Raw genomic sequence first — 21,980 nt, 5'->3', positions numbered from 1 at the left:
TATACAGGAGAACGCCATGACCACCCGCGCACTCGTTGTCACCTCGTCCATCCTCGGCACCCAGGGCCAGTCCATGGCCCTGGCCGAACACTTCACTACACGCAGCAATGAGCGGGATGCCCTGGAGGTGACCCGTCGCGACCTGGTGGCCGATGAGCTGCCGCACCTTGGTGTCGCCGAACTTTTCAGCTGGCAGGTGCCGGCGGTCGAGCGCACGCCGGAGCAGCGAGCCCTGGCCGAGCTTTCCGATGGCCTGATCGACGAGCTGAAGGCGCACGACGTCCTGGTGCTGGCGGTCCCCCTGTACAACATGGGCATTCCCTCCCAGCTGAAGGCCTGGTTCGACCGGGTATTACGGGCAGGTGAAACCTTCCGCTACACCGATAAAGGCCCCCAGGGTCTGGTGGAGGGCAAGCGTGCCGTTATCCTGGCGGCCCGCGGCGGGCAGTACGCCGGCACCGAGATGGACAGCCAGACGCCGCATCTCAAGGGCATGCTGGGCCTGATCGGCATCACCGACGTGACGGTGGTTTTCGCCGAAGGGCTCGCCATGGGGGAGAGGCATCGCGATGCTTCGCTCAAGGAGGCCAGGCAGGCTATCGACGGGCTGGTTGCCGCTCTCTGAGCCAGCCGTATCGCTCCTACCGAAGCCACAGCCGCACGACCAAGAAATAGTTCGGTGAACATAGCCCGGTGAAAGAGCACAGCGGGGGCGGCCATGGGCCGCTCCCGCTGCGTCGTGCCAGGTCCTCTTGTCGCTAGGGGCTGCTCAGCATGATGCCGGTGTGTCGACCACCCAGCGGTCGGCGACGAACTCGCTGGTGCAGAGCGGGGGCTCGGGGCTGAAGATGCGTGAGCCCAGCTGCCCAAGGGCGTCGAGGTCGGCGCGCGCATCGAAAGAGAGCTGTTCTGTTGGAACTGCCGGCCGCCAGTCGCCATCCTCGCGGACCGCCAGGGTGAAGCTGAAGGCATGAAAGCCGGGAAAGCCGAGGCGCAGGTCGGTGGCCACCAGGGTTTCTTCGCCCTCAAGGTCGCGGATCTCGTATCGCAGGAAGGGGCCGGCGAACCAGTGGAGCCGCTCGCCCCGTTCGAACGCCAGTGCGGTGGGCTCCAGTTCGCCGCCACGATCGAAGGTCTCGAAGGTGGGCTCTCTGTTACCGTCGAAAACGCTCAGCAGCGTTTCGTGATGCTGTGCCCCATCAATGATGGTCACGCGCCACAGCAGGGTATTGAAGGGCGTGGGCTGTATCAGACGCGGTGCCTCTTGCAGCCCCTGTTCGGCCAGCACCGGCTCGAGGCGTTGCTCTACCAGTATCTTGGCACCCATGGCGAACAGCAGGTAGGCGCTGGAGAGCGCCAGTCCCCAGGCAGGGCCGCGCCGGCCGTTGCCGGTGACCAGCGCTACGCCGATTCCTGCCAGCAGCGGCAGGGTGTAGAGTGGATCGATGATGAAGACCACCGGCCAGGCACTGGGCCGCACGTCCATTGGCCACCATAGCTGCGTGCCATAGGTGGTAAGAGCATCGAGCAGCGGGTGGGTGACCAGGCAGAGGACGAAGAAGGCCCACCAGTGGCGCAAGGCGATATCACGGGCCGGGGCGAAGCGGTCGGCCGTGAGTGCCAGCAGCGTGCCCAGTCCGGTCAGCACGAACAGCGAGTGGGTGAAGCCGCGATGCTGGGTATAGTTTGCCACCGCATCGCCATAGTCCAGGAAGACGTCAAGATCCGGCAGGGTGCCCAGGACAGCACCGATCACAATTGCCTTGCGGCCCAGTCGACGGCCGAGAACGGCGCCCCCCACCGCTGCGCCCAGTGCGGCTTGAGTCAGGGTATCCATATGTCTTGCCTCCTTTTCTGCCTCTTGCAAGTCCCTGGACTGTTCGCAAAACGGTCAGGTTGACTGCCAGGCAGGGCCTGCGGTGAGTATGCGGGCCTGGACCGGGCAGTCGTCGCGATGGGCGCCGTTCAGGTAGCCGGTACTCATCAGGAACTCGCCGACGATCTCGGGTCCGGTGAAGCGGAATGTCTTGCGAAACAGCTTGACCCAGTCGGCGTGAGGCAGCGGGTGGTGGTGGTCCAGCCAGGCCTTGAAGCTGCCGTGCTCACTTCGAAGGGATTGCACGACTCCGGCATTGTGTATGACTGCATCCACCTTGAGCCGGTTGCGGATGATGCCGGCATCGCTCAGCAGCCGCTGCCGGTCCTCCTCCGCATAGTTGGCGATCCGGTCGATATGAAAGTCCTCGAAGGCGAGACGGAAGGCGGCGCGCTTCTTCAGCACGGTCAGCCAGGAGAGTCCGGCCTGGTTGATTTCCAGCACCAGTCGCTCGAAAAGTGCGCGATCGTCATCAACGGGGAAACCATATTCCGTGTCATGGTAGGGGCCGTGAAACGGGTGACCCGGTGCCAGATCACAATAATGCGACATTTTGCCTTCTCCGCTGTCTTTGCTATTGGCAAGCCCGCATCGGCTTGTCACGATTCCATTATCTGGCGTCAACGCATCAGGAGTCACTAGCATGAAAACCCTAACGGTAAACCGCAAGACGAGAAAGGCGGCGGCGCTATCCCTGTTGGCCGGCGGTGTCTTGGCCTTGTACCTTGTCTTGGCGCCCGGCGCCAGCACGCAGGCAGGTTCGGTGGTCGAGATGTACCAGGATCCCAACTGTGGCTGTTGTACCGACTGGGCCGATCACCTCCGAGAGGAGGGCTTCGAGGTTCGCCAGCACAAGACCCGCGATATGCGCTCGGTAAAGATGGAACACGGTGTCACCCCGGAACTCTCCTCCTGTCATACGGCGCTGATCGATGGCTATGTCATCGAGGGCCATGTTCCGGCAGCCGACATCAAGCGACTGCTCGAGGAGCGTCCTGAGGTGGTGGGACTGANTCGATACCGAGGAATTCGAACTCGAGAAGCCCTGAGTAGCGAGCGTGCATAGCCATACCTTGCTGCCAGCCGGACTGCCACCTATCCTGATAGTTGCCACTGTCGTTTTTCAAGGAGGTAAAACGCCATGAAGCAACTGTTGATATCCGGTTTTCTCGTCGCCCTTATGGCAACGGCTGCCCACGCCATGAACATCTCCCAGTGTCGCCACTTCGCCGCATCCGGGCTCACTCCGCTGGGGGCGGCCATGGAGCTGGCGCTGGACCGATTGGAAGAGCGCACGGCAGCCTACCGCAAGGCTGGTGTCGCCTACTACCAGCCCTGGCTGGTGGTCATCAGCGATGGCGTTCCCACCGACCAGTGGCAGGCGGCATCGGCCAGGGCCCGTTCCCTGGCGCAGCAGCGCAAGATGGTGGTGATGCCGGTGGGGGTCGAGGAGGCCGATCTCGAGGCGCTCAGCGCCTTCTCGACGCGTCCGGCCAAGCGGCTCCACGGCCTGAAGTTTCGCGAGTTCTTCCTCTGGCTGTCGGCCAGCATGAGCCGCGTCTCCGCCTCGGCTTCTACCACCGAACAGGTCAGGCTACCGCCGACCGACAGCTGGGACAGTATCTGAGCATGCCCCAACGCGTCGATGGGAAGGAGGTCTAGTGGCATTGCGGGCAAGGGTCGTGACGGATTCGCTGGGCAAGACGCGCCGGCTCGGCAAGCGCCTGGAGCGCGGCGGGGAAGGGGAGATATTCGCCCTTCAGGAGCGCCCCGACGTGATCGTCAAGTGGTACTACCCCGAGGTCCTCGACAAGCGTGGCGACGAGCTGCACCGCAAGGTGGAGGCGATGCGTGAACTGCGCGATGCGCACATGACCCGTGACGTCTGCTGGCCCCTGATCCGCGTCTTCGACGACAAGCACCGCTGGATCGGCTTCGCCATGTATCGGGCCCGGGGCGTCAGGATGGGCTTTCTGGCCCATGCGCTGCTCTATCAGCGCTACTTCCCCGGGCTGGATCGCCGGCAGATCGTCGATTATCTGATCCGCTTCGTCGAGATCGTCCAGCAGCTGCATCGCGCCGGCGTCTGCATCGGCGACTATAACCTCAACAATATCTTCTGCGTGCCCTCGACCCAGGAGGTCACGCTGATCGACTGCGACAGCTACCAGCTGCGCATGGGCGGCACCTTCTATCCCTGCCCGGTGGGCAGCCCCGACATGACCCCCAAGGAGCATCAGGGCGTCGCCTTCCGCGATATCGTGCGCACGCCCCGCAGCGAGGCGTTCTCGCTGGCCATCGTGCTCTTCAAGTGCCTGATGCTGGGACGTCACCCCTACGATATCGTCGGCGGCGACGACCCGGTCCGCAATCTCCGTCGCGGCAACTTCGCTTACGGACACGGCCAGCGCGATGTGCCCCAGGGGGCCTGGTACGATCTCTGGCGCGAGCTGCCCGAGCCGATTCGCGACATGTTCGTCACCACCTTCACGGCGGGTGCCAGCGCGCCGAGCCGTCGCGCGACACTGCCGCAGTGGCATGCCGCCTTGACGACGTATCGTCAGCAGTTGGAAGCCGGTGAGTGCCCCCGTGAACTTGCCAGGCCCAGCGCGAAGCCGGATTCGCAGGTGCTTCATGCCCGATGAGCTGAGCCACGCCGAACCTGAGCGGCAGGAGGGGGCCTGGACGGCCCTGGCCACGGCGGTGCCGGGGCTGGCGCATCTTGAAGCGCCAACCCCGCAGCCCTGCCAGGATGCTGCTGGGGCTGCTGCTGGCTGGCGCCCCGTGCTGGTGGTGGCCGATGGCGCGGGTAGCTCGCCGGCGTCGGACGTGGGTGCGCGCACACTGGTCGCCGCCATGTTGCGTCTGGCCGACACGCTGGAGCCCCAGCTCGCCTGGCTGCTCGATGGTCAGGATGAGCCGGGGAGCGAGCCGCTTGGTCAATTCGCCGAGCTTCTGGTTCGCCACGCCACGGGAAGCCTGCTCGACCGCGCCGCCGAACGGTTGCGCCCGGCGCGCGACCTTCGCTCTACGCTATTGCTGGCGTTGGGGGGCCGCGAAAGGCTGCTGTGGCTCAAGGTGGGTGATGGCGAGATCGTGCTGGAGCGGGCGGTGCCCATCGAATCCCCGGAGGGCGACGAGCCCGCGCTGGCGCCCGAGCTTGTCACGCTGGGTGAACGGGGCAAGGGCGAGTTTGCCAACCAGACGCTGTTCGTCGACGATCGGCTGACTTCCGAACAGGTACAGTACGGCTGCGAGCCGATGTCAGCCATGACAGGCATCGCCCTGATGAGCGACGGTGCCGCCGAGAAGTTGGTGGCACACGACGGTGGACGGGTGGCAGGACAGCTCAGCCACTGGCTCGATGACCTGCGCCGGGGCCGGCTGCGCCAGCGCGACCTGGTCCGGCTCTTCTACAGCGATACCTTCTGCCGCGGCACCAGCGGTGACGATCGCAGCATCGCCCTCGCCGCCCGGGGCCTGCCCCCCCACGATATAGTCCAAACGTAGTGAGAACGTAGGGATTTCAGGAAGACTTGCAGCTGGCTGCGAGGATCACATCGTGCGTGCTGACAATCCAGTCCTTCCTTTCCCAAGCTCTCCAGCGTTGGGCGGCTCTGTACGTCACCGAACAGATAGCCCTCTCGCCCTGCTTTATTCTGCAGACAGTTTCTGCGTCCGGCCATTTCCATGCCCTTGTTGTGGGCCTCGATGTCCACGCCATCCATTCAGCGATTCACCCCAAAAGGCCCGAGCACATGACACAGAAACCCAAGCTCATTAACCTCGCTCTTCAGGGCGGAGGTGCGCATGGCGCTTTCACGTGGGGGGTGCTGGACCGGATTCTTGAGGATGGGCGGCTGCAGATCGCCGGGATTTCGGGTACTTCGGCGGGAGCGATGAACGCGGTGGCGCTGGCCGATGGCTTTACCCGCGATGGCCCCGAAGGCGGGCGCGCGGCCCTCGAGCACTTCTGGCGACGCATGGGCGAGGGCGCGAAGAACAGCCCGCTGAAACGCACGCCCTACGACGTTCTGACGGGCCGCTGGGGGCTGCAGAACAACCCCATGTATCACGCCATGGATGCACTCTCCCGAGTGGCTTCGCCCTATCAGCTCAATCCGATGAATATCAATCCATTGCGTGATCTGGTGGAAAAGAGCATCGATTTCGACAGGGTGCGTCGATGCACGGCGTTCAAGCTGTACATTTCGGCCACCAACGTGGAGAGCGGCAATGTCAAGGTTTTCCCTCGCGAGGTGATAACGTTGAACATGTTGATGGCCTCGGCCTGTCTTCCGCATATTTATCAGGCGGTCGAGATCGACGGCGTGCCATATTGGGATGGCGGCTACATGGGTAATCCGTCGCTGTTTCCCTTTCACGGCGAGACCGGTACCAACGATATCGTGGTGATCCAGATCAATCCGATCGAGCGGAAGGGCGCGCCGAAGAGCTCCCAGGACATACAAAACCGGATGAACGAGATCAGTTTCAACAGCAGTCTGCTCAAGGAACTGCGCGGAATCGACTTCGTTGATCGGCTGATCCGTCAGGGCAAGCTATCGGCCGATGAATACCATCAGGTTCGGGTGCATGTCGTGGAAAACCAGGCGGAGCTGATACCGCTCGGCGCTTCATCGAAGATGAATGCCGAATGGAAGTTTCTCACCAAGCTTCGCGACCTCGGCCGTGACACCGCCACGCGCTGGTTGGAGGAAAATTTTTCCGCTATCGGTGAGCGTTCGAGTGTCGATCTTCGTCAGATTTTCCAAGGCATCGGCGCCCAGCACCAGGGTTAGGTTCGACAGCAAACGTAAGCATGTGGCTAACTGACCATTCTTTGGGGTGTCGGGCACAAATTCGGTGGCTGGGCACGGGCGTGCCAAAAGCGGAATTTTTTGGCAGGCATTGAAAAGAGGCAGATCAGTAATATACTGATCTGCCTCTTTAAATCTTGATAGCCGGAACGCTGACGTTGAATGGAACGCGAACCGATGACCGGTCATCGTGATGACGCTTAATAAAAAAACCGAGGCTTGTGGCCTCGGTTTTTTCGAAGATGGTAGCGGGGACCGGATTTGAACCGATGACCTTCGGGTTATGAGCCCGACGAGCTACCAGACTGCTCCACCCCGCATCAACGTGGTGCGAATACTACGCTTTTTCTGCGCCATGTCAAGTGGGTGGTCGTTGTTCGTGCACTTGTCGCTCAAGGGTCCATAATCATAAAGGATGCTTGAAGGGGGCGCCCCTCAGGAAGCATCCTGTTACCGCTTGCCTGCTGCTTCAGGTCAAGCCATTCTGCATAAGTATGCGTCATGATCAGGGAGGTGGAATATGACCCAAACAGCACCCGTTGCCTGGGTAACCGGCGGAACCGGTGGTATTGGCTCGGCAATATGTCGCGGCCTGGCCTCAGCGGGATATCAAGTGGTTGCCGGGTATCACAACCCGGAGAAGGCGAAAACCTGGCTTGAGACCCAAAAGGCTGACGGCTTTGACAACATAGCGCTTTCTGGTGTCGACCTGACCAGCTTCCAGGCGTGTGAGACTGGAATCAAGGAGATCGAGGAAAAGCACGGGCCCGTGAGCGTATTGGTCAACTGTGCCGGGATCACCCGGGACGGCACCATGAAGAAGATGACCTCCGAGCAGTGGCACGAGGTCATCGACACCAACCTCAACAGCGTCTTCAATACTTGCCGTAGTGTCATCGGGACCATGCTCGACCAGAAATACGGCCGCATCATCAACATATCCTCGATCAACGGCCGCAAGGGACAGTTTGGCCAGGTCAACTACTCCGCTGCCAAGGCGGGTATGCATGGCCTTACCATGGCGCTGGCCCAGGAGACCGCCACCAAGGGAATTACCGTCAACACCGTATCGCCGGGCTACATTGCCACCGACATGATCATGAAGATACCGGAGAACGTGCGCGAGGCGATCCGCGAAACCATCCCGGTCAAGCGCTATGGCACGCCGGAGGAAATTGCACGCCTGGTCGTGTTCCTGGCAGACAAGGAGGCGGGGTTCATTACCGGGGCCAATATCGATATCAACGGTGGCCAGTTCATGGGCTGACACCACGGCGCCAGAATGTCATCCGGCTACGGGAGGCTTTGCCTCCCGTTTGCGTATCTGCAGCTGCGAAAGCAAGCCGGCAGCGGTGTCCAGCCCCTCTCAGGGAGGCGGTAGGTGGGTCAGTCGTGTCAACAGCGCGTCGAGTTCACCCACTTCACGCGCCCACTGGTCCGGGGAGACAGGGCCGGTGGCCAGCAGATTGCGCAGCACGATACGCACTTCTTCTGCACGGCTGAGTTCTCGACTCAGCCCTTCGTTGAGACGCTCGACCTGTATGGCCAGGCGCAGCGGCTCGTCATGTTGGCTCACTCGCCCCATGGCCAGCAGCGAAAGATGGACGCGCAGCCGGGCCAGCTGCTCGGCCACGTCGGCGTCGGAGGGTGGGTGAAGGCGTGCGGCATTGCGCTGCTCATGGGCGGTGCGCATGTCCTCCGGGAGAGAGAAGCCGTCCTGGATGGCCACGTCCTCGGCGGTATCCTCCTCGAGCAGCCTGGCGTCGGCCTTCAGGTGAGCGTCGACCAGGGGCTGGTAGGTCTGCCACCGCTGGATCTCCTCGGCCACGGCAAGGCGGTTGAGTCGTTCGCGCCGAGCTCGAACGATGCCGCTCCAGCGGCGTCGCATGCCCTCCGTTCGCCGTCCTGATGGCAGCGGCTCCAGGGTCGACGCCTCATCAATGGCCTGTTCCAGGATCGTGCTATCCGCATGGCGGCTCGGCTGCCAGGCGTCGAGTCGGTCGATCAGTGCCTGCATCTCCTCAAGCCGCTGGCGAGCTCGCTGCGTGCGGTCATCCCGCTGGGCTTCACGGGCCGCGAATATCTGGTCGCAGATCTCGCGAAATTCCCGCCACAGCGTCTGCTCCTCGCCACGCGGTGCACGGCCCAGCTCTCGCCAGCGCTGCTGAAGCGTCTTGGCTTCTTCCGCCCGGGCGGCTGCCGGGAGCTGCCGCTCGAGCAGGGTGCGGGCGTCTTCGACCAGTTGTCGCTTGGTAGTGGCGACTTCGCGAGCCCTCTGGTCGATAAGCCCCTGAAGTGCGTAGCGAATGCGTCCGAACCGGCGCCCGATGGCTTCCGCTTGCTCCTTGGGGACCGGAGTGTGGCGACGCCACTCCTCCCGGGCATGATCGCGGATGCGGCGCAAGGCGTCCGGGTCGGCGTCTGCGGCGGGAGCTTCCAGCAAGGCTTCCAGTTGCTCGCAGAGAGCCGTACGGGCTTGGAGGTTGCGTGTGCGCTCGGCGTGTAGCCTGTCGCGCCAGGAGGCCAGGCGTTCGTGAATACGATCCGATGCCGCGCGAAACTGTTCCGAGAGCTGGCGATTGGCAGCGGCATCGCCCAGCAGCTTCCAGTCCCGCACCAGTTGCCGGTGCCGGCGGTCGAGCTCGGCGTCGGTCAGCGATGGCGTCTCGGCCAGTTGCTCAATGGCCTGGCAGAGCTGCTCGCGCTTGGGGCCGGCAACAAAGCCGCGCCAGTCGCGTAGTTCTGCAAGCCTGGCGCCCAGACGCTTGAGGGTGGCCCGATGGTTCTGGAGTCGCTCGTCAGGCAGCGATTCGGCACGATGCCTGAGGCTCTGATGGAGGCGGCTGGCCCCCTTGAAGGCGCCCCGGTCGAGCAACTGCTCCAATTGTGAAAGGTCGGCTGCAAACTGTTCCAGCCGTGTGTCGATGTCGACGTCCGTTTTCTCCGAGCCAGCGAGTTCGCGGCGGGCCCGGGCAAGCAGCGGCGTGGGAGGCAGGGATTCGGGCCACTGGCAGGCCTCGATGCTGGCCGCCAGGCGTTCCGGGTTCCGTTCCGCCAGGGCCGCCTCAAGTTCGGCCTGCTGCGAGATCAGCCGCTCCCAGGCGGTGAGGACGCGGTCATAGTCGGCCAATACGGTGTCATAGCGTTCGCGCAGCCCTTCATCGGTGACATGCAGGTCGGAGAGGGTCTGCCAGCGGTTGGCCAGCAGCAGCTTCTGTGAGCGCAGACTGGCGATATCCTGCTCGGTGAGAAGATCCCCCCGGGGTAGGCTGGCAAGGCTCTCCTCCAGCGCTTCGAGCAATGATTCGCGGGCCTCGGTGGCCAGCTCGCGGCGGCGGTCCGCCTGGGCATGGGCGTGTTCGCGTGCCTCGTGATCGGATATGACCTTGCGGCAGCGCTGGCAGGCGTCCTGGTAGCGGCGCTCCTGGCTGGCATCAGGAAGCCCCGGCATCGACTCCCACTCCCTGGCCAGATGTCGGTATCGACCGGCATAGAGCGGCTCCCATGGGGCGCGGCCTTGAGCTTCCAGCTTGGCCAGCAGGGCCTCGCGGTTCTCGCGCTCGGCGGTGAGGGAGGCGGCATCGGCTTTCAGACGATTCAGGCGCTCTTTGGCTTGGCGCATGACCTGGCGGTCGCGGCGAGCCTTCTGGGCCAGCTGTTGCAGGCCGGCTTCGCTGGTTACCCGTGCCGCAGCGGCGTGGCGGACGGCGGCAATTCCGTTTTCGCAGGCCTGATGGATGAGGTCCTCTTCCGCGTCAAGGCGTGCCACAGCGGCCAGCCTGAGCTGCTGGTTGTCCCCCTGCAGGGCGACGGCGGAGAGCAGGTCGCGGTCGTCGATGTTTTCCAGTAGCTGCAGGCGCCGGGTCAGCGTCATGCCGCCGGTCTTGCCGGTAATGATGTCGATCAGGCGGCGATGCAGCTCCGGGGCATAGGGCTGTTCGCCGAGCAGGCGAATCAGGGTGTCGGGCTCATCGATCCTCGCCAGCGCCGCCAGGCGAACTCGCGGGTCGCTGTCGAGGCAGAGGCGCTCCAGGCCCTCACGCTGGTCTGGGCGCGATGGGTCGAGCTTGTCAACGGCCAGGCGTCGGACCTGGGCATCGTGGTGCTGCCAGCGAGGGGCAAACAGGCGTCGAAGGAATCCGGGCATGGGGCATCCTAAGCGTGAGGAGCGCAGAGCAAGGCGCCTGCGCCTAGCCGTTTTATTGCTATCGGGTCGGCATCTTTCGTCTAATGTATGTATCTAAGCATGCGCCGCGGCTGGGGAAAAGTCTTGCACCCAGCCAAGTGTGGCCAAACTGCGACTCTGTCATCCCGGCCCGGCTGGCCGTATGATCAGTTGCAGGGTCGCAGGGAGTCGCTTAGCTTTAGACCACGACCCGACAACACCCGAGTGGAGTCCGGCAATGAGCCTCAAAGTGGACAGGGCAAGCATGGCATTTACCTTCAAGGGGGGCATGCTGCCAATGACGGTCATGGAACTGGCCAGTGCAGACCCGGAGCGCATCAGAGAGCAGCTTTCCGGCAAGCTTAGTCAGTCCCCCGCCTTCTTTCAGCATACCCCCGTGGTTCTCAGCGTAGAGAAGCTCGACGAGCCTCATCTGGCGCTGGAGCGCATCTGTGCCGTATGCCGGGCCCACAAGCTGCTTCCGGTAGCGGTGCGCGGCGGCCCCGACCCGGTGAAACAGTCGGCCTGGGCGCTGGGGCTGGGCTGGTTTCCACCCAACGACGGCGCTCGTGCGCGCACGCTGGAGGGCGTGTCCACGGTTCAGCCGGCGCCTGACGTGCCGGAACCCTCCCCGGAGCCGATAAGCACGGCCAGCGGCGGGCGTATCTATCGGGGCACGGTCCGCTCGGGGCAGCAGGTTACCGCCCCGGATGGGGACCTGGTCGTGATCGGTGCCGTCAATGCCGGTGCCGAGGTGCTGGCCGCAGGCAGCGTGCATGTCTATGGCGCCCTGCGTGGCCGCGCCCTGGCCGGTATTCATGGCGATACCATGGCCGGTATCTTCTGTCGCGAACTCCGTGCCGAGCTGCTTTCGGTTGCCGGCAACTACAAGCGCCTTGAGGATATCGACCCTCAGCTGCTGGGAACCTCGGTTCAGGTCAAGCTCTGTGATGCCCAGTTGGGGATAACCTCACTCGGTTGACCGGCGGCTTGCGCCTGATGACGCCGCTTTTCATCGTTTTCCGTTTTCACCGTCATCCATAGGAAGGACAACTTGGCCAAGATTATCGTAGTGACCTCAGGCAAGGGTGGGGTCGGAAAGACAACCAGTGCAGCGGCCATCGCCACCGGCTTGGCCCTGAGAGGCAACAAGACTGTCGTCATCGACTTCGACGTGGGGCTGCGTAACCTGGACCTGATCATGGGCTGCGAGCGTCGCGTGGTATACGACCTGGTCAACGTGATCCAGGGGGAGGCGGGACTCAATCAGGCACTGATCCGCGACAAGCGCGTCGACAACCTGCATATCCTGCCGGCCTCGCAGACCCGCGACAAGGATGCCCTGACCTCGGAAGGGGTGGAAAAGATACTCGAGACCCTGAGCAAGGATTTCGACTATATCCTCTGCGATTCGCCTGCCGGCATCGAGCGGGGAGCCCAGTTGGCCATGTACTACGCCGACGAGGCGATCGTGGTGACCAACCCCGAGGTGTCATCGGTGCGCGACTCCGATCGTATCCTGGGGCTGCTGGCATCCAAGACCCGCCGGGCCGAGCGTGGCGAGGATCCGATCAAGGAGCATCTGCTGATCACCCGTTACAACGCGGCCCGCGTCGACGATGGTGACATGCTCAACCTCGACGACATTCGCGAGATCCTGGCCATTGACCTGCTCGGCCTGATCCCGGAGTCGGAAGCGGTGCTGCGTGCCTCCAACCAGGGGGTCCCGGTCACCCATGACGACAACAGCGACGCGGGCCAGGCCTATGCTGATACCGTCTCGCGTCTTCTCGGGGAGGAGGTGCCGCTGCGCTTCCACGAAACTCAGAAGAAGAGTCTGCTGAGCCGCATGTTCGGAGGAGGTCGCCGGTGAAGTTGCTCGAATTCCTGAAGCGTGAACGCAAGAAGTCCGCGTCGGTCGCCAAGGAGCGGCTGCAGATCATCGTGGCCCATCAGCGCAGCCAGCGCGGCCAGCCGGATTACATGCCGATGCTGGAGAAGGAGCTGCTGGAGGTGATTCGACGCTATGTCCAGGTGGATGACGATGCCATCAATATCAGCCTGGACAGCGAGGACAACTGCTCGGTGCTGGAGCTCAACGTCACCCTGCCGCGCAGTTCGTAGTCGAGCGCTGCTAGCACCGAGCGCAGGCTGGACGTTTTAAGCCTGGCTGAGGCATCGGCGAGGCTGTGTTAGGCTGTGCCACTCAGCGACGCAGAGTCAGGAGACACCGCGCCCATGGCGAAGCCCGATGCCGCCCCGATGACCTTTCTCTGGCACGACTACGAGACCTTCGGCGCCGACCCGCGTCGCGATCGACCCTCGCAGTTCGCTGCCATTCGCACCGACGCCGACTTCAACGAAATCGGCGAGCCCGTCGAACTCTTCTGCAAGCCTGCTGACGATTATCTGCCGCACCCCCAGGCCTGCCTGATCACCGGCATTACCCCACAGCAGGCGCGCCGTCGCGGGCTGCCGGAAGCCGAGTTCGCGGGACGGGTCCATGCTCTCATGAGCGAGCCCGGCACCTGCGCCCTGGGCTACAACAGCCTGCGTTTCGACGACGAAATCAGCCGCTGCCTCTTCTATCGCAACCTGCTCGACCCCTATTCCCGGGAGTGGCAGAACGGCAATTCCCGCTGGGACCTGATCGATGCCGTGCGTGCCTTCCACGCCCTGCGACCGGCCGGCATCGAGTGGCCGCGTCGCGAGGATGGCAGCCCCAGCTTTCGGCTCGAGGACCTGACCGCTGCCAATGGCATCGCCCATGAAGGCGCCCATGATGCTGTCGCCGACGTGCGTGCCACTATTGCCCTGGCGAAGCTGCTCAGAGGCTGCAATCCGCGTCTCTTCGATCACCTGCTTGCGCTGCGAAAAAAGCGGGAAGTGGCGCTTCGTCTCGACGTCCCCGGCCGCAAGCCGGTACTGCACATCTCGCGCCGCTACCCGGCGAGCCGTGGCTGCAGCGCACTGGTGATCCCGCTTGCCGAACACCCCACCAACCCCAACGGGGTGATCGTCTATGACCTCTCGGTCGATCCTGAACCGCTGCTGACCCTGAGCGCCGAGCAGATTCGTCAGCGCATCTTCGTCAGCAACGACGACCTGGCCGAGGGTGAGGCACGTATTCCGCTCAAGGTGATTCACATAAACCGCAGTCCGGTGATCCTGCCGGCGTCGGCCTTGAAGGATGTGGATGGCCCCCGGCAGGGCGAGTATGGCGATATCGTCGAGCGACTGGGGCTGGATCTGGCCGCCTGTCGTACACACTGGAAGCGCCTGGCCGGCAGCGCCGATGCGGCGAGCAAGGCCGTGGAGGCCTTCGTGGCTCCCCCTCCCGAAGGGCCGCAGGACCCTGATCTGATGATCTACTCTGGCGGTTTTTTCTCGGCAGCCGATCGCCAGCAGATGCAGCGAGTGCGCGATACCGACCCCTGGGATCTGGTGGATGCCCGATTCGCCTTTCAGGATGGGCGGCTGGAAGAGATGCTCTTCCGCTATCGAGCCCGCAGCTTTCCGGAGACGCTTTCCAGTGAAGAGCTGGTTCGCTGGGAAGCCTTCCGCTGGGAGCGCATGAACGACTCGGCGGTCTCCGGCTTTACCTTGAAAGACTTTGCCCGGGAGATCGAACGGCTCAATCAGGTGGCGCTGAGCGATCGCGACCGCCAGGTGCTGGAGGAGCTGGTGATGCATGTGGAGGCGATGATGCCGCCCCAGGCCTTCGGCTAGTCTTCTCCGGAACTAAACCATGAAGCAACAGTGCCCGGCCAATGGCCGGGCACTGTTGTTGAGGTGCTGTCGTTGAGTCGATGATTGGAGCCGAACGGGTCAGTCGTCGGCCTCGGGCATCGGTTCCAGGTGCCGGGTCAGGTCGGCCACGTCGCTGGGCTCGTCGCCCGGATCATGGCTGATGGTGGCGGTGGCGCCTTCGCGCAGCTCAGGCCAGGCCTGGCGGAGCTCATCGGCGCTGACGTCGAGTACCCGTGCGGCCAGGCGTTCGCGACGGTCGAAGTCGGTGTCTCCGAAAGACAGCGCGCGCCAGAGCCGGTTTGTACGCCCCGAAAGGCTGGTGTCGCGCTGCAGCAGGTTGTCATGGACCGCCTGGCGGTACGCCGCCAGCTCGTCGTCCTCCAGCGCGCCCAGTCGCTCGCCAAAGGCGTCCAGGAAGGCGTCGATATGCGTCAGGATCTCGTCGCTGGGGGTATCCGGCGACTGCACCAGCAGGCTGAGGCCCGGTGCGTCGAGCAGCGGCGAATAGCCGGCGTTGACCACGTATCCTAGCTGTTCCTCGGTGCGCAGGCGCTGGTAGAAGGGGGTATCGATCACCTGGCCGAGTACAGCGAGGCGCGCCTGGCTCGTGAGCGAGCGGTCGCTGCCCTGCAGGTAGCGCAGCACCAGTGACTCCTCCCGCGAGGTAACCGGATGCAGTGGCGGCAGGTCACTCACGATGCGCAGCGGCGTCAGGTCGGGTATCGCTTCCTTCGCGGCTTGAGGCTGCAGCAGCTCGGCGATCTGACGCCCCTCTCGAATGGCCAGCTCTTCGTCGAGGTTGCCCACGGCCAGGGCTTCCATGTGCAGGTCGGAGAGGAGGGCGTCGCGGAAGTCGCGCAGTGCCTGGACATCGAGGTCTCGGCTGGCCTCCAGCAGATCGTTGGTGGGCCACTGCGGCCGTACCAGGGCTTCGGTCAACGTGCGATGAGCCTGGCGGAAGAGGGCGGCCTGGGGCGCGTTGCGCCACTCCCGCTGCAGGCGATAGCGCGCACGCTCGAAGCTGGCCTCGTTGATCTCGCCCTGCTGTAGCTGAGCCAGGGTGCGCTGCATGACGCGGTCCTGGCGATCGCGCCAGCCGGAAAAGGAGAGCGTGATGCCGCGGGCATGCGCATAGGCTTCGGCATGGTGGCCCGCCAGGCGGGCTGCATAGAAGTCTTCGTTGAGGCTGTCATCCAGCCAGCCTGCCAGCAGGTGGGCCAGCGCCGCCTGCCTTGGGTCCGAGTTGGCCGCCGGATGCTGCAGACTGATGCGCCACTCCACCTTCGGCGTGTTGAAGGAGGCGTCCGCCATGTGCCAAAGGGCGAAGCTTGGTTCGTCCAGTACTTGGGAGGGCCGTTCATGCTGTTCGGTGAGCAGCGTCAGGTCCTCGGCGATGAAAGGATTCGGTTCCGGCAGGGACAGGCCGGCCAGGGGTTCTGCCGTCGCCGGGCCGGTATCGCTGGCCTCACGCCAGGGGGCATTGAACCAGGGCGAGATCTGCTCGCCTTCGACATCCGGGGCGCTGTAGAGACGCAGCAGCCGGTCGGGGCGCAGCTCGTCGAGATAGCGCTCGACCAGCTCGCGGTCGAAGCCGTCCATGCGATAGGCGGCGTACTGCACGTCCTCCACCGGGAAGCGTGCCAGATTCATGGCCAGGCGCATGGCGCCCTGTAGCGGCGAGCCATGCTGCTGGAAGCGAAACTGCTGTTCGGCCAGTTGGGCCTGCTCGTCGTAGCGCCACTCGTCGAGGCCCGACTCGCGGATCTGGTCGATGGCGGCGAACAGGGTGGCCTCGATCTCGTCGAGCCGTTCGGCCCCGGCAGGTGTCAGGCTGATGCTGACGGTGAACAGGGCATCGCGCTCGTCGCTGCGGCCGACGCCGGCGGAGAGCCCGTCGGCCAGTCCTGCTTCGCGAAGCACCGCCAGCAGGCTGCCCTCCCCCTCGTGGCCCAGCAGGTGGGCCAGGTAGTCGGCGGGCTTGTGCTCGTAATACTGGATGGAATCGGGCACCGGGAACATGAAGCGCACGTGGCGGCTGTTCCTGACCGACTGCATTTCCAGTTTCAGGGGCAAGCTCTCTTCCCGCACCAGCGGCTCTTCGATGACCGGGCGCTCCAGCCCCCGGTCGGCGATATCGGCGAAGCGCTCGATGACCATTGTCTCGAGCTCGTCCAGCGAGTGCGGTGCGACCAGAGCCAGATGCATGACGTTGGCGTCGTAGTAGCGCTCGTAGAAGTCGATCACCCGTTGACGCAGCGATGCTTCTCCTTCGGGCGGATCGAGTGTCTCGCGGCTGCCGACCGAGAACCCGACGGTGGGGTTGTCGGGGTTGAGCACCTGGTTGAGCACGTCGAGTTCGCGTCGCCCGTCGTCGCGGATACGAGCCATGTACTCCGAGTGCACGATATTGCGCTCACTCTCCAACTGGTCGGGGTTGAACAGCGGTGTCAGAAAGAATTGGCTGAAGCGATCCAGCGCCCCGGTCAGAGCCTCGGGCTCGATGTCGAAGAAGTAGTTGGTGTCCTGTGGCGCGGTGAAGGCATTGTGGCTGCCGCCATGGCGACGCAGATAGCCCTGGTAGGCATCCGCTTCGGGAAAGGGCTCGGTGCCGAGGAACAGCATGTGTTCCAGGAAGTGGGCCAGCCCGGCCAGGTCGTCGGGATCCTGGGCGCTACCGACACCCACGTTCATCGAAGCGGCCGCCCGGTCGGCGTCAGGGTCACTCACCAGCAGCGCGGTGAGCCCATTCTCCAGCGTCAACACCCGGTAGTCCCGTGTATCGTGGGGGCTGACCCGAGGGGTAACGATCTCATCAATGGCGGCCTCGGCGGCCTGCTCAGCGGTCTCGGCGGCGGCTGTCGGCAGCAGCGCACCGTTCAGCAGCGCGCCGGCCAGCAGCAGCCCGGCGAATGGTTTTGACCAGTGCCGTTGGCCCTGGGGGGAAGTAGCAAGACTGGACATCATATCTCCTGGTCACTCCAGCGCAGCATTGGCCCGGTGGGATGCGCGCAGGCTGGGTCCTGGTTCTTGGGATCGTTCACTCGTCTAGATACCGGAAAAGCGCCCAACAGTTCCCTTGGGGCGGGACGCAGCAGGGCCTTGGCTGTCGGAAGTGGCGTCTGCGGGTCGAGCCAGCAGGCGGCATCATCGGCGTCAATGATTGCTGGCAGCCTATCGCTGAGTGGCGCCAGAGGGTCGCTGGCGGCCACGGTGATCAAGGCCATGGAGTCAGCATGTTCGCTCAGGCTGGTGTGATAGCGGCACCATACTCCGGCCAGCAGCAGGGGGCCACGGTCGACCCGAGTGATCAGGAAGGGCTGCTTGAAACGCGGCTGAGGCTTCCAGACGTAGATGCCACCCACCGGAACCAGGCAGCGTCTCGCGGCAAAGGCTTCGCGAAACATGTAGCGCGACTCCAGCGATTCAGCGCGCGCGCAGTGAGGGGCATGGTCGAGTACGGTCAACCACGGTGGCGTCAGGCCCCAGAAGACTGGCGACAGCCGGACGCTGCCGCCTTCGAGGCGAATCTGCGATACGGGCCGTCGTGGTGACAGGTTGGCCGCGGTGATCAGTGGGGCATCATGGCACAGGTCAGGCAGCAGTCGAGCGAGATCGAGGGTGGGAATGAAGAGTCGACCGGCCATGGTTTCTCCGCGAGTCGGGGCACTCAGGGTAGCCAAGTCGAACGGGACTGAAAAGGGCTTGATGCGTAATGGTCGAAAACAGTGTTCGATGTGCGCTATCCTAAGCCACGCGAGGCATGGCAGGCGCCACGCCATGCTTACGATTTGATCATCGCCCTGCGAGGAATTCATGGCCCGTCCCCGACAGCATGCGCCCGAAGCGCTACATGCCCAAGTCATGGCGGCAAGCGATGCCTGGCTGCAGGGCAACCCCGTACATACGCTGTCGCTGCGCGCCCTGGCGCGTGAGGTCGGCTGTGCGCCAAGCACCCTGCTCAAGCTCTACGGCAGTTTCGGCAACCTGCTGCAGCATGTGAACATCGAGACCCTGGGGCGCCTGCGCATGGTGATCGAGCCCTTGACCGAGGGCGCCTCTCCCGAGCGACAGCTCAACGCCCTGGCGCTCGCCTATTGGCAGTTTGCCCAGCGCGAACCCTATCGCTGGCAATTGCTGTTCGACTATCCGCTGGCCCAGGAGGGCGAACTCGATCAGCGCCAGTCCGACATGATCGAGGCCCTATTCCTGCGCGTCGAGGCGAGTCTCAAGGAGTACCAGCCGGCGCTGGGCGACCTGGAGGCGCGCCGGCTGGGGCGTACCCTGTGGGGCAGCGTTCACGGCCTGGTGCAGCTTGGGCTCAATGAGCGGCTGGGGTACTGGCAGGGGCAGCAGCTCGAGGTCGGCGAACTGCTCGATCAGCTGCTGGTCACCATCCTTGCCGGCCTCAGGAACAGGTCCGGTATCGCGTGAACCTGGCCTTTCTCGGGCTCTTCGGCACCCTGATGGCGGCGGGTGCCTGGCGTGTCGCCCGCGCGCCACGACCGATCATTCGGCGGCTGATCTATCTGCTCATTCACTGCCTCTACCGCTTGCGCTTCCGGGGTCGTCGCTTCATACCGGCCAAGGGGGCGGCGCTGGTGGTATGCAATCACGTCAGCTTCATGGATGCGCTGGTGGTCGGCGGTGCCAGCCCTCGGCCGCTGCGCTTCCTCATGGACCGGCCGATCTACGACTCCCCCTGGCTCAACTGGCTGTTCCGTCTGGTGGGAGCGATACCGGTGGACTCCGACCGGCATGATCCCGGCAGCGTGCGACGCGCGCTGGAAGAAGTGAGTCGTGCGCTGCGCAACGGCGAGGTCGTGATGCTGTTTCCCGAGGGGCGGCTGACACCGGACGGCGAGGTGCATGCCTTTCGCCGCGGGCTGGAGACGATCCTGGCGCGGGATCCGGTGCCGGTGATTCCGGCGGGCCTGGCGGGTCTCTGGGGCTCCTGGACGTCCCACTGCGATGGGCCGGCCCTTTCCAAGCGCCCCCGCCGTTTCAGGGCCCGTGTGGCGCTCTATTTCGGCGAGCCGGTGTCACCCCGCCTGGCTCGGCGCGACAGGATGGAAGCCCGGGTGCGGGCGCTCAAGGCCGAGGCCGACGACTGGGCCTGCTCTGTTGGCCACGGGCTGGGCAGCAAGGATTCGGGTAGCAAGGATTTGGACAGCAAGGGCTCAGGCAAGAGCTGATCACTCCTGGCGGCGGCGGACACTTCGCGAGGGTTGCGGCCAGCAGCGTGCCCCGGTGATCAGGTTGTCCTGCACGTCGAGTATCTCCATGCGGATGCTGCCGATCTGAAGGCAGGCGGGCCCGTCGGGGAAGGCTTCCAGATGTTCGAGAATCAGCCCATTCAAGGTCTTGGGTCCATCGGTGGGCAGCTGCCAGCCCAGCATCCGATTGATGTCGCGGATGTTGGCCGTGCCGTCGATCACATGGCTGCCATCATCCTGGCGATGGATATCCTGGTCCTGGCCCGCCACGTCGGTGGTGAATTCGCCGACGATCTCCTCGAGAATGTCCTCCAGCGTCACCAGCCCTTCCACGTCGCCATACTCGTCCACCACGATGCCGATCCGTCGCTTCTGCTTCTGGAAGTTGAGCAGCTGCGTGTGCAGTGGGGTCGATTCGGGGATGAAGTAGGGTTCCCGTGCCTCCTGGACGATGGAGGCCTTGGTCACCTCTTCCCGGGATAGGAAGCGCGCGGCATTGCGCAGATGCAGCATGCCGATGATGTTGTTGATGTCCCCCTTGTAGATCGGCAGTCGCGTATGCTGGCTGGTGCGGATCTGCGTCAGGATCGCCGGCAGGTCATCGTCCAGGTCGATCCCCACCACCTCGTGGCGGGGAACCATGATGTCGTTCACCGTCACGTTCTCCAGGTCGAGAATCGACAACAACATGGCCTGGTGGCGATGGGGGATCAAGGTGCCCGCCTCGTGTACAACGGTGCGAAGCTCGTCGCGGGTCAAGCTCTCGCCGCCACCCTCGATGCTTTTGACCCCCAGCAGCTTGAGCAGGTTGTTGGAGATGACGTTGACCAGCCAGACCAGCGGATAGAGCAGCTTGAGTAGTGGCTCCAGGGCGCGTGACGCGGGGTAGGCGATGCGCTCGGGTTTGATGGCGGCATAGGTCTTGGGCGTGACCTCGGCAAAGATCAGGATCACGATGGTGAGGACCAGGGGGGCGATGGCGGGGCCGGTGACATCACCGAAGAAGTGAATGGCAAGCACCGTGGAAATGGCGGCGGCCAGGTTGTTGACCAGGTTGTTGCCGATCAGGATCACGCCGATGAGTCGATCCGGTCTGGCCAGCAGTCGCATCACGCGGCGGGCACGGCTGTCCCCGCTGTTGGCCTCGTGGTTCAGCCGGTAGCGGTTGATCGACATCATGCCAGTCTCGGAACTGGAGAAGAAGGCAGAAAGACAGATAAGTAGGAAAAGCAGGCCGAACAGCAATCCCAAAGGGAAGTCGTCGCTCAAGTCGAAGGGTCCTCGCTGACGTGTCAGCCACGTTTTTAGGGATTCGGCCCGTCACTGTCAAGGCGACTTCCGCCTGGCAGACGATTAGGTGCGTTGAAGGATGACCTCCAGCACGAATTTGCTACCGAAATAGGCCAGCAACAGCACTGAGTAACCGCCCAGCGTCCAGCGTACGGCTCGCATGCCGCGCCAGCCCAGAATGTGATGACTGATCAAGAGAATGGCAAAGATCACCCAGGCAGCCAGGGCAAGAATAGTCTTGTGTGCCAGATGCTGGGCGAACATGCTTTCGACGAAAATGAAGCCGCTGACGATGGATAGGGTCAGCAGGATCATGCCAGCCCAGATCAGCTCGAAAAGCACCCGCTCCATGGTGGTCAGTGGCGGCAGCACCTGTACCACGCCACGGGTGTGGTGGTGGCGCAGCGCCTGGTTCTGCAGCCCCAGCAGGACCGCCTGGAAGGCGGCAATCGCCATTACGGCGAAGGCGAGCGCCGAGCTGATGGCGTGCAGGGCGATGCCCGGCGTCATGCCGCCGGTGCGCTCGGGGCTGGGCACGCCGACTGCCAGCAGCAGGGCCAGGCCGGACAGGGGAAATAGACCTATCGCTACATTGAGAACCGGCTTGGCCAGGCTCACCGCCAGCAGCAGGAGGACCATGATCGCCGTCAGGAAGACTGCGCTGGTCGACAGGCCTGGCAGCAGGCCGGGGCTCTGGTCGATCAGCTTGAGTGCAACAGGCAGATGGAATAACAGGCCCAGCAGGCCCAGGGCGCGGACCAGTACGGGGCGCTGCGGCACCCTGCGCAGCAGGGTGAGTCCCTGCCAGGAGGCAGCACCCAGATAGAGGATGAGGGCCATGATAGCCAGAGGAAGCGCCTGCATTC

20 protein-coding genes and 1 tRNA gene are annotated in these 21,980 nt (G+C 63.9%); 13 read left to right on the top strand and 8 right to left on the bottom strand.

What is annotated here, in order from left to right; translation table 11 throughout:
* The first annotated feature begins 16 nt into the window (after positions 1 to 16).
* Positions 17 to 625 carry an FMN-dependent NADH-azoreductase gene (locus LOKO_RS16280; RefSeq protein WP_066451696.1) on the top strand — a complete coding sequence of 203 codons (609 nt, stop codon included), beginning with the start codon at positions 17 to 19 and terminating at the stop codon, positions 623 to 625.
* Positions 626 to 769: 144 nt separating this feature from the next.
* Here LOKO_RS16280 and LOKO_RS16275 read toward each other — a convergent pair whose 3' ends face one another.
* Both LOKO_RS16275 and LOKO_RS16270 read right to left on the bottom strand, forming a co-directional pair.
* A complete protein-coding gene (locus tag LOKO_RS16275) occupies positions 770 to 1,837 on the bottom strand; it encodes a metal-dependent hydrolase (RefSeq protein ID WP_066451695.1) in 1,068 nt (355 codons plus the stop codon).
* 54 nt (positions 1,838 to 1,891) lie between these two features.
* Positions 1,892 to 2,428 (bottom strand): DNA-3-methyladenine glycosylase I, encoded by a 537-nt coding sequence (locus tag LOKO_RS16270; protein ID WP_066451692.1) that lies wholly within the window; start codon positions 2,426 to 2,428, stop codon positions 1,892 to 1,894.
* 91 nt (positions 2,429 to 2,519) lie between these two features.
* On the opposite strand from LOKO_RS16270, the gene LOKO_RS16265 reads away from it, so the two are divergent.
* The 5 genes from LOKO_RS16265 (at position 2,520) to LOKO_RS16245 (ending at position 6,678) form a co-directional block, all read left to right on the top strand.
* Positions 2,520 to 2,942 carry a DUF411 domain-containing protein gene (locus LOKO_RS16265; RefSeq protein ID WP_083517637.1) on the top strand — a complete coding sequence of 141 codons (423 nt, stop codon included), beginning with the start codon at positions 2,520 to 2,522 and terminating at the stop codon, positions 2,940 to 2,942.
* Between the two features lie 75 nt (positions 2,943 to 3,017).
* Positions 3,018 to 3,503: a vWA domain-containing protein gene (locus LOKO_RS16260; RefSeq protein ID WP_235588889.1), complete on the top strand. Its 486-nt coding sequence runs from the start codon at positions 3,018 to 3,020 to the stop codon at positions 3,501 to 3,503.
* A gap of 55 nt (positions 3,504 to 3,558) precedes the next feature.
* Entirely contained in the window at positions 3,559 to 4,521 is a 963-nt protein-coding gene (locus tag LOKO_RS16255; protein WP_235588888.1) for a kinase, read from the top strand.
* Entirely contained in the window at positions 4,511 to 5,386 is an 876-nt protein-coding gene (locus LOKO_RS16250) for a protein phosphatase 2C domain-containing protein (protein ID WP_066451691.1), read from the top strand. The genes LOKO_RS16255 and LOKO_RS16250 overlap by 11 nt, the downstream gene beginning before the upstream one ends.
* A 56-nt stretch (positions 5,387 to 5,442) precedes the next feature.
* A complete protein-coding gene (locus LOKO_RS16245) occupies positions 5,443 to 6,678 on the top strand; it encodes a patatin-like phospholipase family protein (protein ID WP_335339191.1) in 1,236 nt (411 codons plus the stop codon).
* A 261-nt stretch (positions 6,679 to 6,939) separates the two neighbouring features.
* Here LOKO_RS16245 and LOKO_RS16240 read toward each other — a convergent pair.
* A tRNA-Met gene (locus tag LOKO_RS16240) sits at positions 6,940 to 7,016 on the bottom strand.
* Positions 7,017 to 7,216: 200 nt separating this feature from the next.
* Here LOKO_RS16240 and phbB point away from each other — a divergent pair.
* Complete coding sequence (phbB, locus tag LOKO_RS16235; RefSeq protein WP_066451689.1) at positions 7,217 to 7,963, top strand: acetoacetyl-CoA reductase; 747 nt, start codon at positions 7,217 to 7,219, stop codon at positions 7,961 to 7,963.
* 99 nt (positions 7,964 to 8,062) lie between these two features.
* Here phbB and LOKO_RS16230 read toward each other — a convergent pair whose 3' ends face one another.
* The gene (locus LOKO_RS16230; protein ID WP_066451687.1) at positions 8,063 to 10,843 is read right to left on the bottom strand and encodes a DUF349 domain-containing protein; all 2,781 of its coding nucleotides are present in this window, start codon (positions 10,841 to 10,843) and stop codon (positions 8,063 to 8,065) included.
* 256 nt (positions 10,844 to 11,099) lie between these two features.
* Here LOKO_RS16230 and minC point away from each other — a divergent pair, with 256 nt between their 5' ends.
* The 4 genes from minC (at position 11,100) to sbcB (ending at position 14,590) form a co-directional block, all read left to right on the top strand.
* On the top strand, positions 11,100 to 11,843 hold the full coding sequence (minC, locus tag LOKO_RS16225) for a septum site-determining protein MinC (RefSeq protein ID WP_066451686.1): 744 nt from the start codon (positions 11,100 to 11,102) through the stop codon (positions 11,841 to 11,843).
* 72 nt (positions 11,844 to 11,915) lie between these two features.
* The gene (minD, locus tag LOKO_RS16220; RefSeq protein ID WP_066451684.1) at positions 11,916 to 12,734 is read left to right on the top strand and encodes a septum site-determining protein MinD; all 819 of its coding nucleotides are present in this window, start codon (positions 11,916 to 11,918) and stop codon (positions 12,732 to 12,734) included.
* On the top strand, positions 12,731 to 12,985 hold the full coding sequence (gene minE / locus LOKO_RS16215; RefSeq protein WP_043512823.1) for a cell division topological specificity factor MinE: 255 nt from the start codon (positions 12,731 to 12,733) through the stop codon (positions 12,983 to 12,985). The genes minD and minE overlap by 4 nt, the downstream gene beginning before the upstream one ends.
* A gap of 114 nt (positions 12,986 to 13,099) precedes the next feature.
* Complete coding sequence (gene sbcB / locus LOKO_RS16210; RefSeq protein ID WP_066451682.1) at positions 13,100 to 14,590, top strand: exodeoxyribonuclease I; 1,491 nt, start codon at positions 13,100 to 13,102, stop codon at positions 14,588 to 14,590.
* 99 nt (positions 14,591 to 14,689) lie between these two features.
* Here sbcB and LOKO_RS16205 read toward each other — a convergent pair whose 3' ends face one another.
* A complete protein-coding gene (locus tag LOKO_RS16205; protein WP_083517636.1) occupies positions 14,690 to 17,572 on the bottom strand; it encodes an insulinase family protein in 2,883 nt (960 codons plus the stop codon).
* Entirely contained in the window at positions 17,572 to 18,255 is a 684-nt protein-coding gene (locus tag LOKO_RS16200; protein WP_066451680.1) for an SOS response-associated peptidase, read from the bottom strand. The genes LOKO_RS16205 and LOKO_RS16200 overlap by 1 nt, the downstream gene beginning before the upstream one ends.
* Before the next feature lie 169 nt (positions 18,256 to 18,424).
* Here LOKO_RS16200 and LOKO_RS16195 point away from each other — a divergent pair, with 169 nt between their 5' ends.
* Complete coding sequence (locus tag LOKO_RS16195; protein ID WP_066451678.1) at positions 18,425 to 19,042, top strand: TetR/AcrR family transcriptional regulator; 618 nt, start codon at positions 18,425 to 18,427, stop codon at positions 19,040 to 19,042.
* 32 nt (positions 19,043 to 19,074) lie between these two features.
* Positions 19,075 to 19,803, top strand: a complete 729-nt coding sequence (locus LOKO_RS16190) for a 1-acyl-sn-glycerol-3-phosphate acyltransferase (RefSeq protein ID WP_066452412.1) — start codon at positions 19,075 to 19,077, stop codon at positions 19,801 to 19,803.
* On the opposite strand, the gene LOKO_RS16185 is transcribed toward LOKO_RS16190, so the two are convergent.
* Both LOKO_RS16185 and LOKO_RS16180 read right to left on the bottom strand, forming a co-directional pair.
* On the bottom strand, positions 19,804 to 21,093 hold the full coding sequence (locus tag LOKO_RS16185) for an HlyC/CorC family transporter (RefSeq protein WP_066451677.1): 1,290 nt from the start codon (positions 21,091 to 21,093) through the stop codon (positions 19,804 to 19,806).
* A gap of 84 nt (positions 21,094 to 21,177) precedes the next feature.
* Positions 21,178 to 21,978 carry a cytochrome C assembly family protein gene (locus tag LOKO_RS16180; RefSeq protein WP_066451675.1) on the bottom strand — a complete coding sequence of 267 codons (801 nt, stop codon included), beginning with the start codon at positions 21,976 to 21,978 and terminating at the stop codon, positions 21,178 to 21,180.
* Positions 21,979 to 21,980: the final 2 nt, after the last annotated feature.

Source organism: Halomonas chromatireducens (assembly GCF_001545155.1).
Lineage (GTDB): Bacteria > Pseudomonadota > Gammaproteobacteria > Pseudomonadales > Halomonadaceae > Halomonas > Halomonas chromatireducens.
Note: the sequence above shows the minus strand (reverse complement) of the source record. Positions and strands in the feature narration are given on the sequence as shown.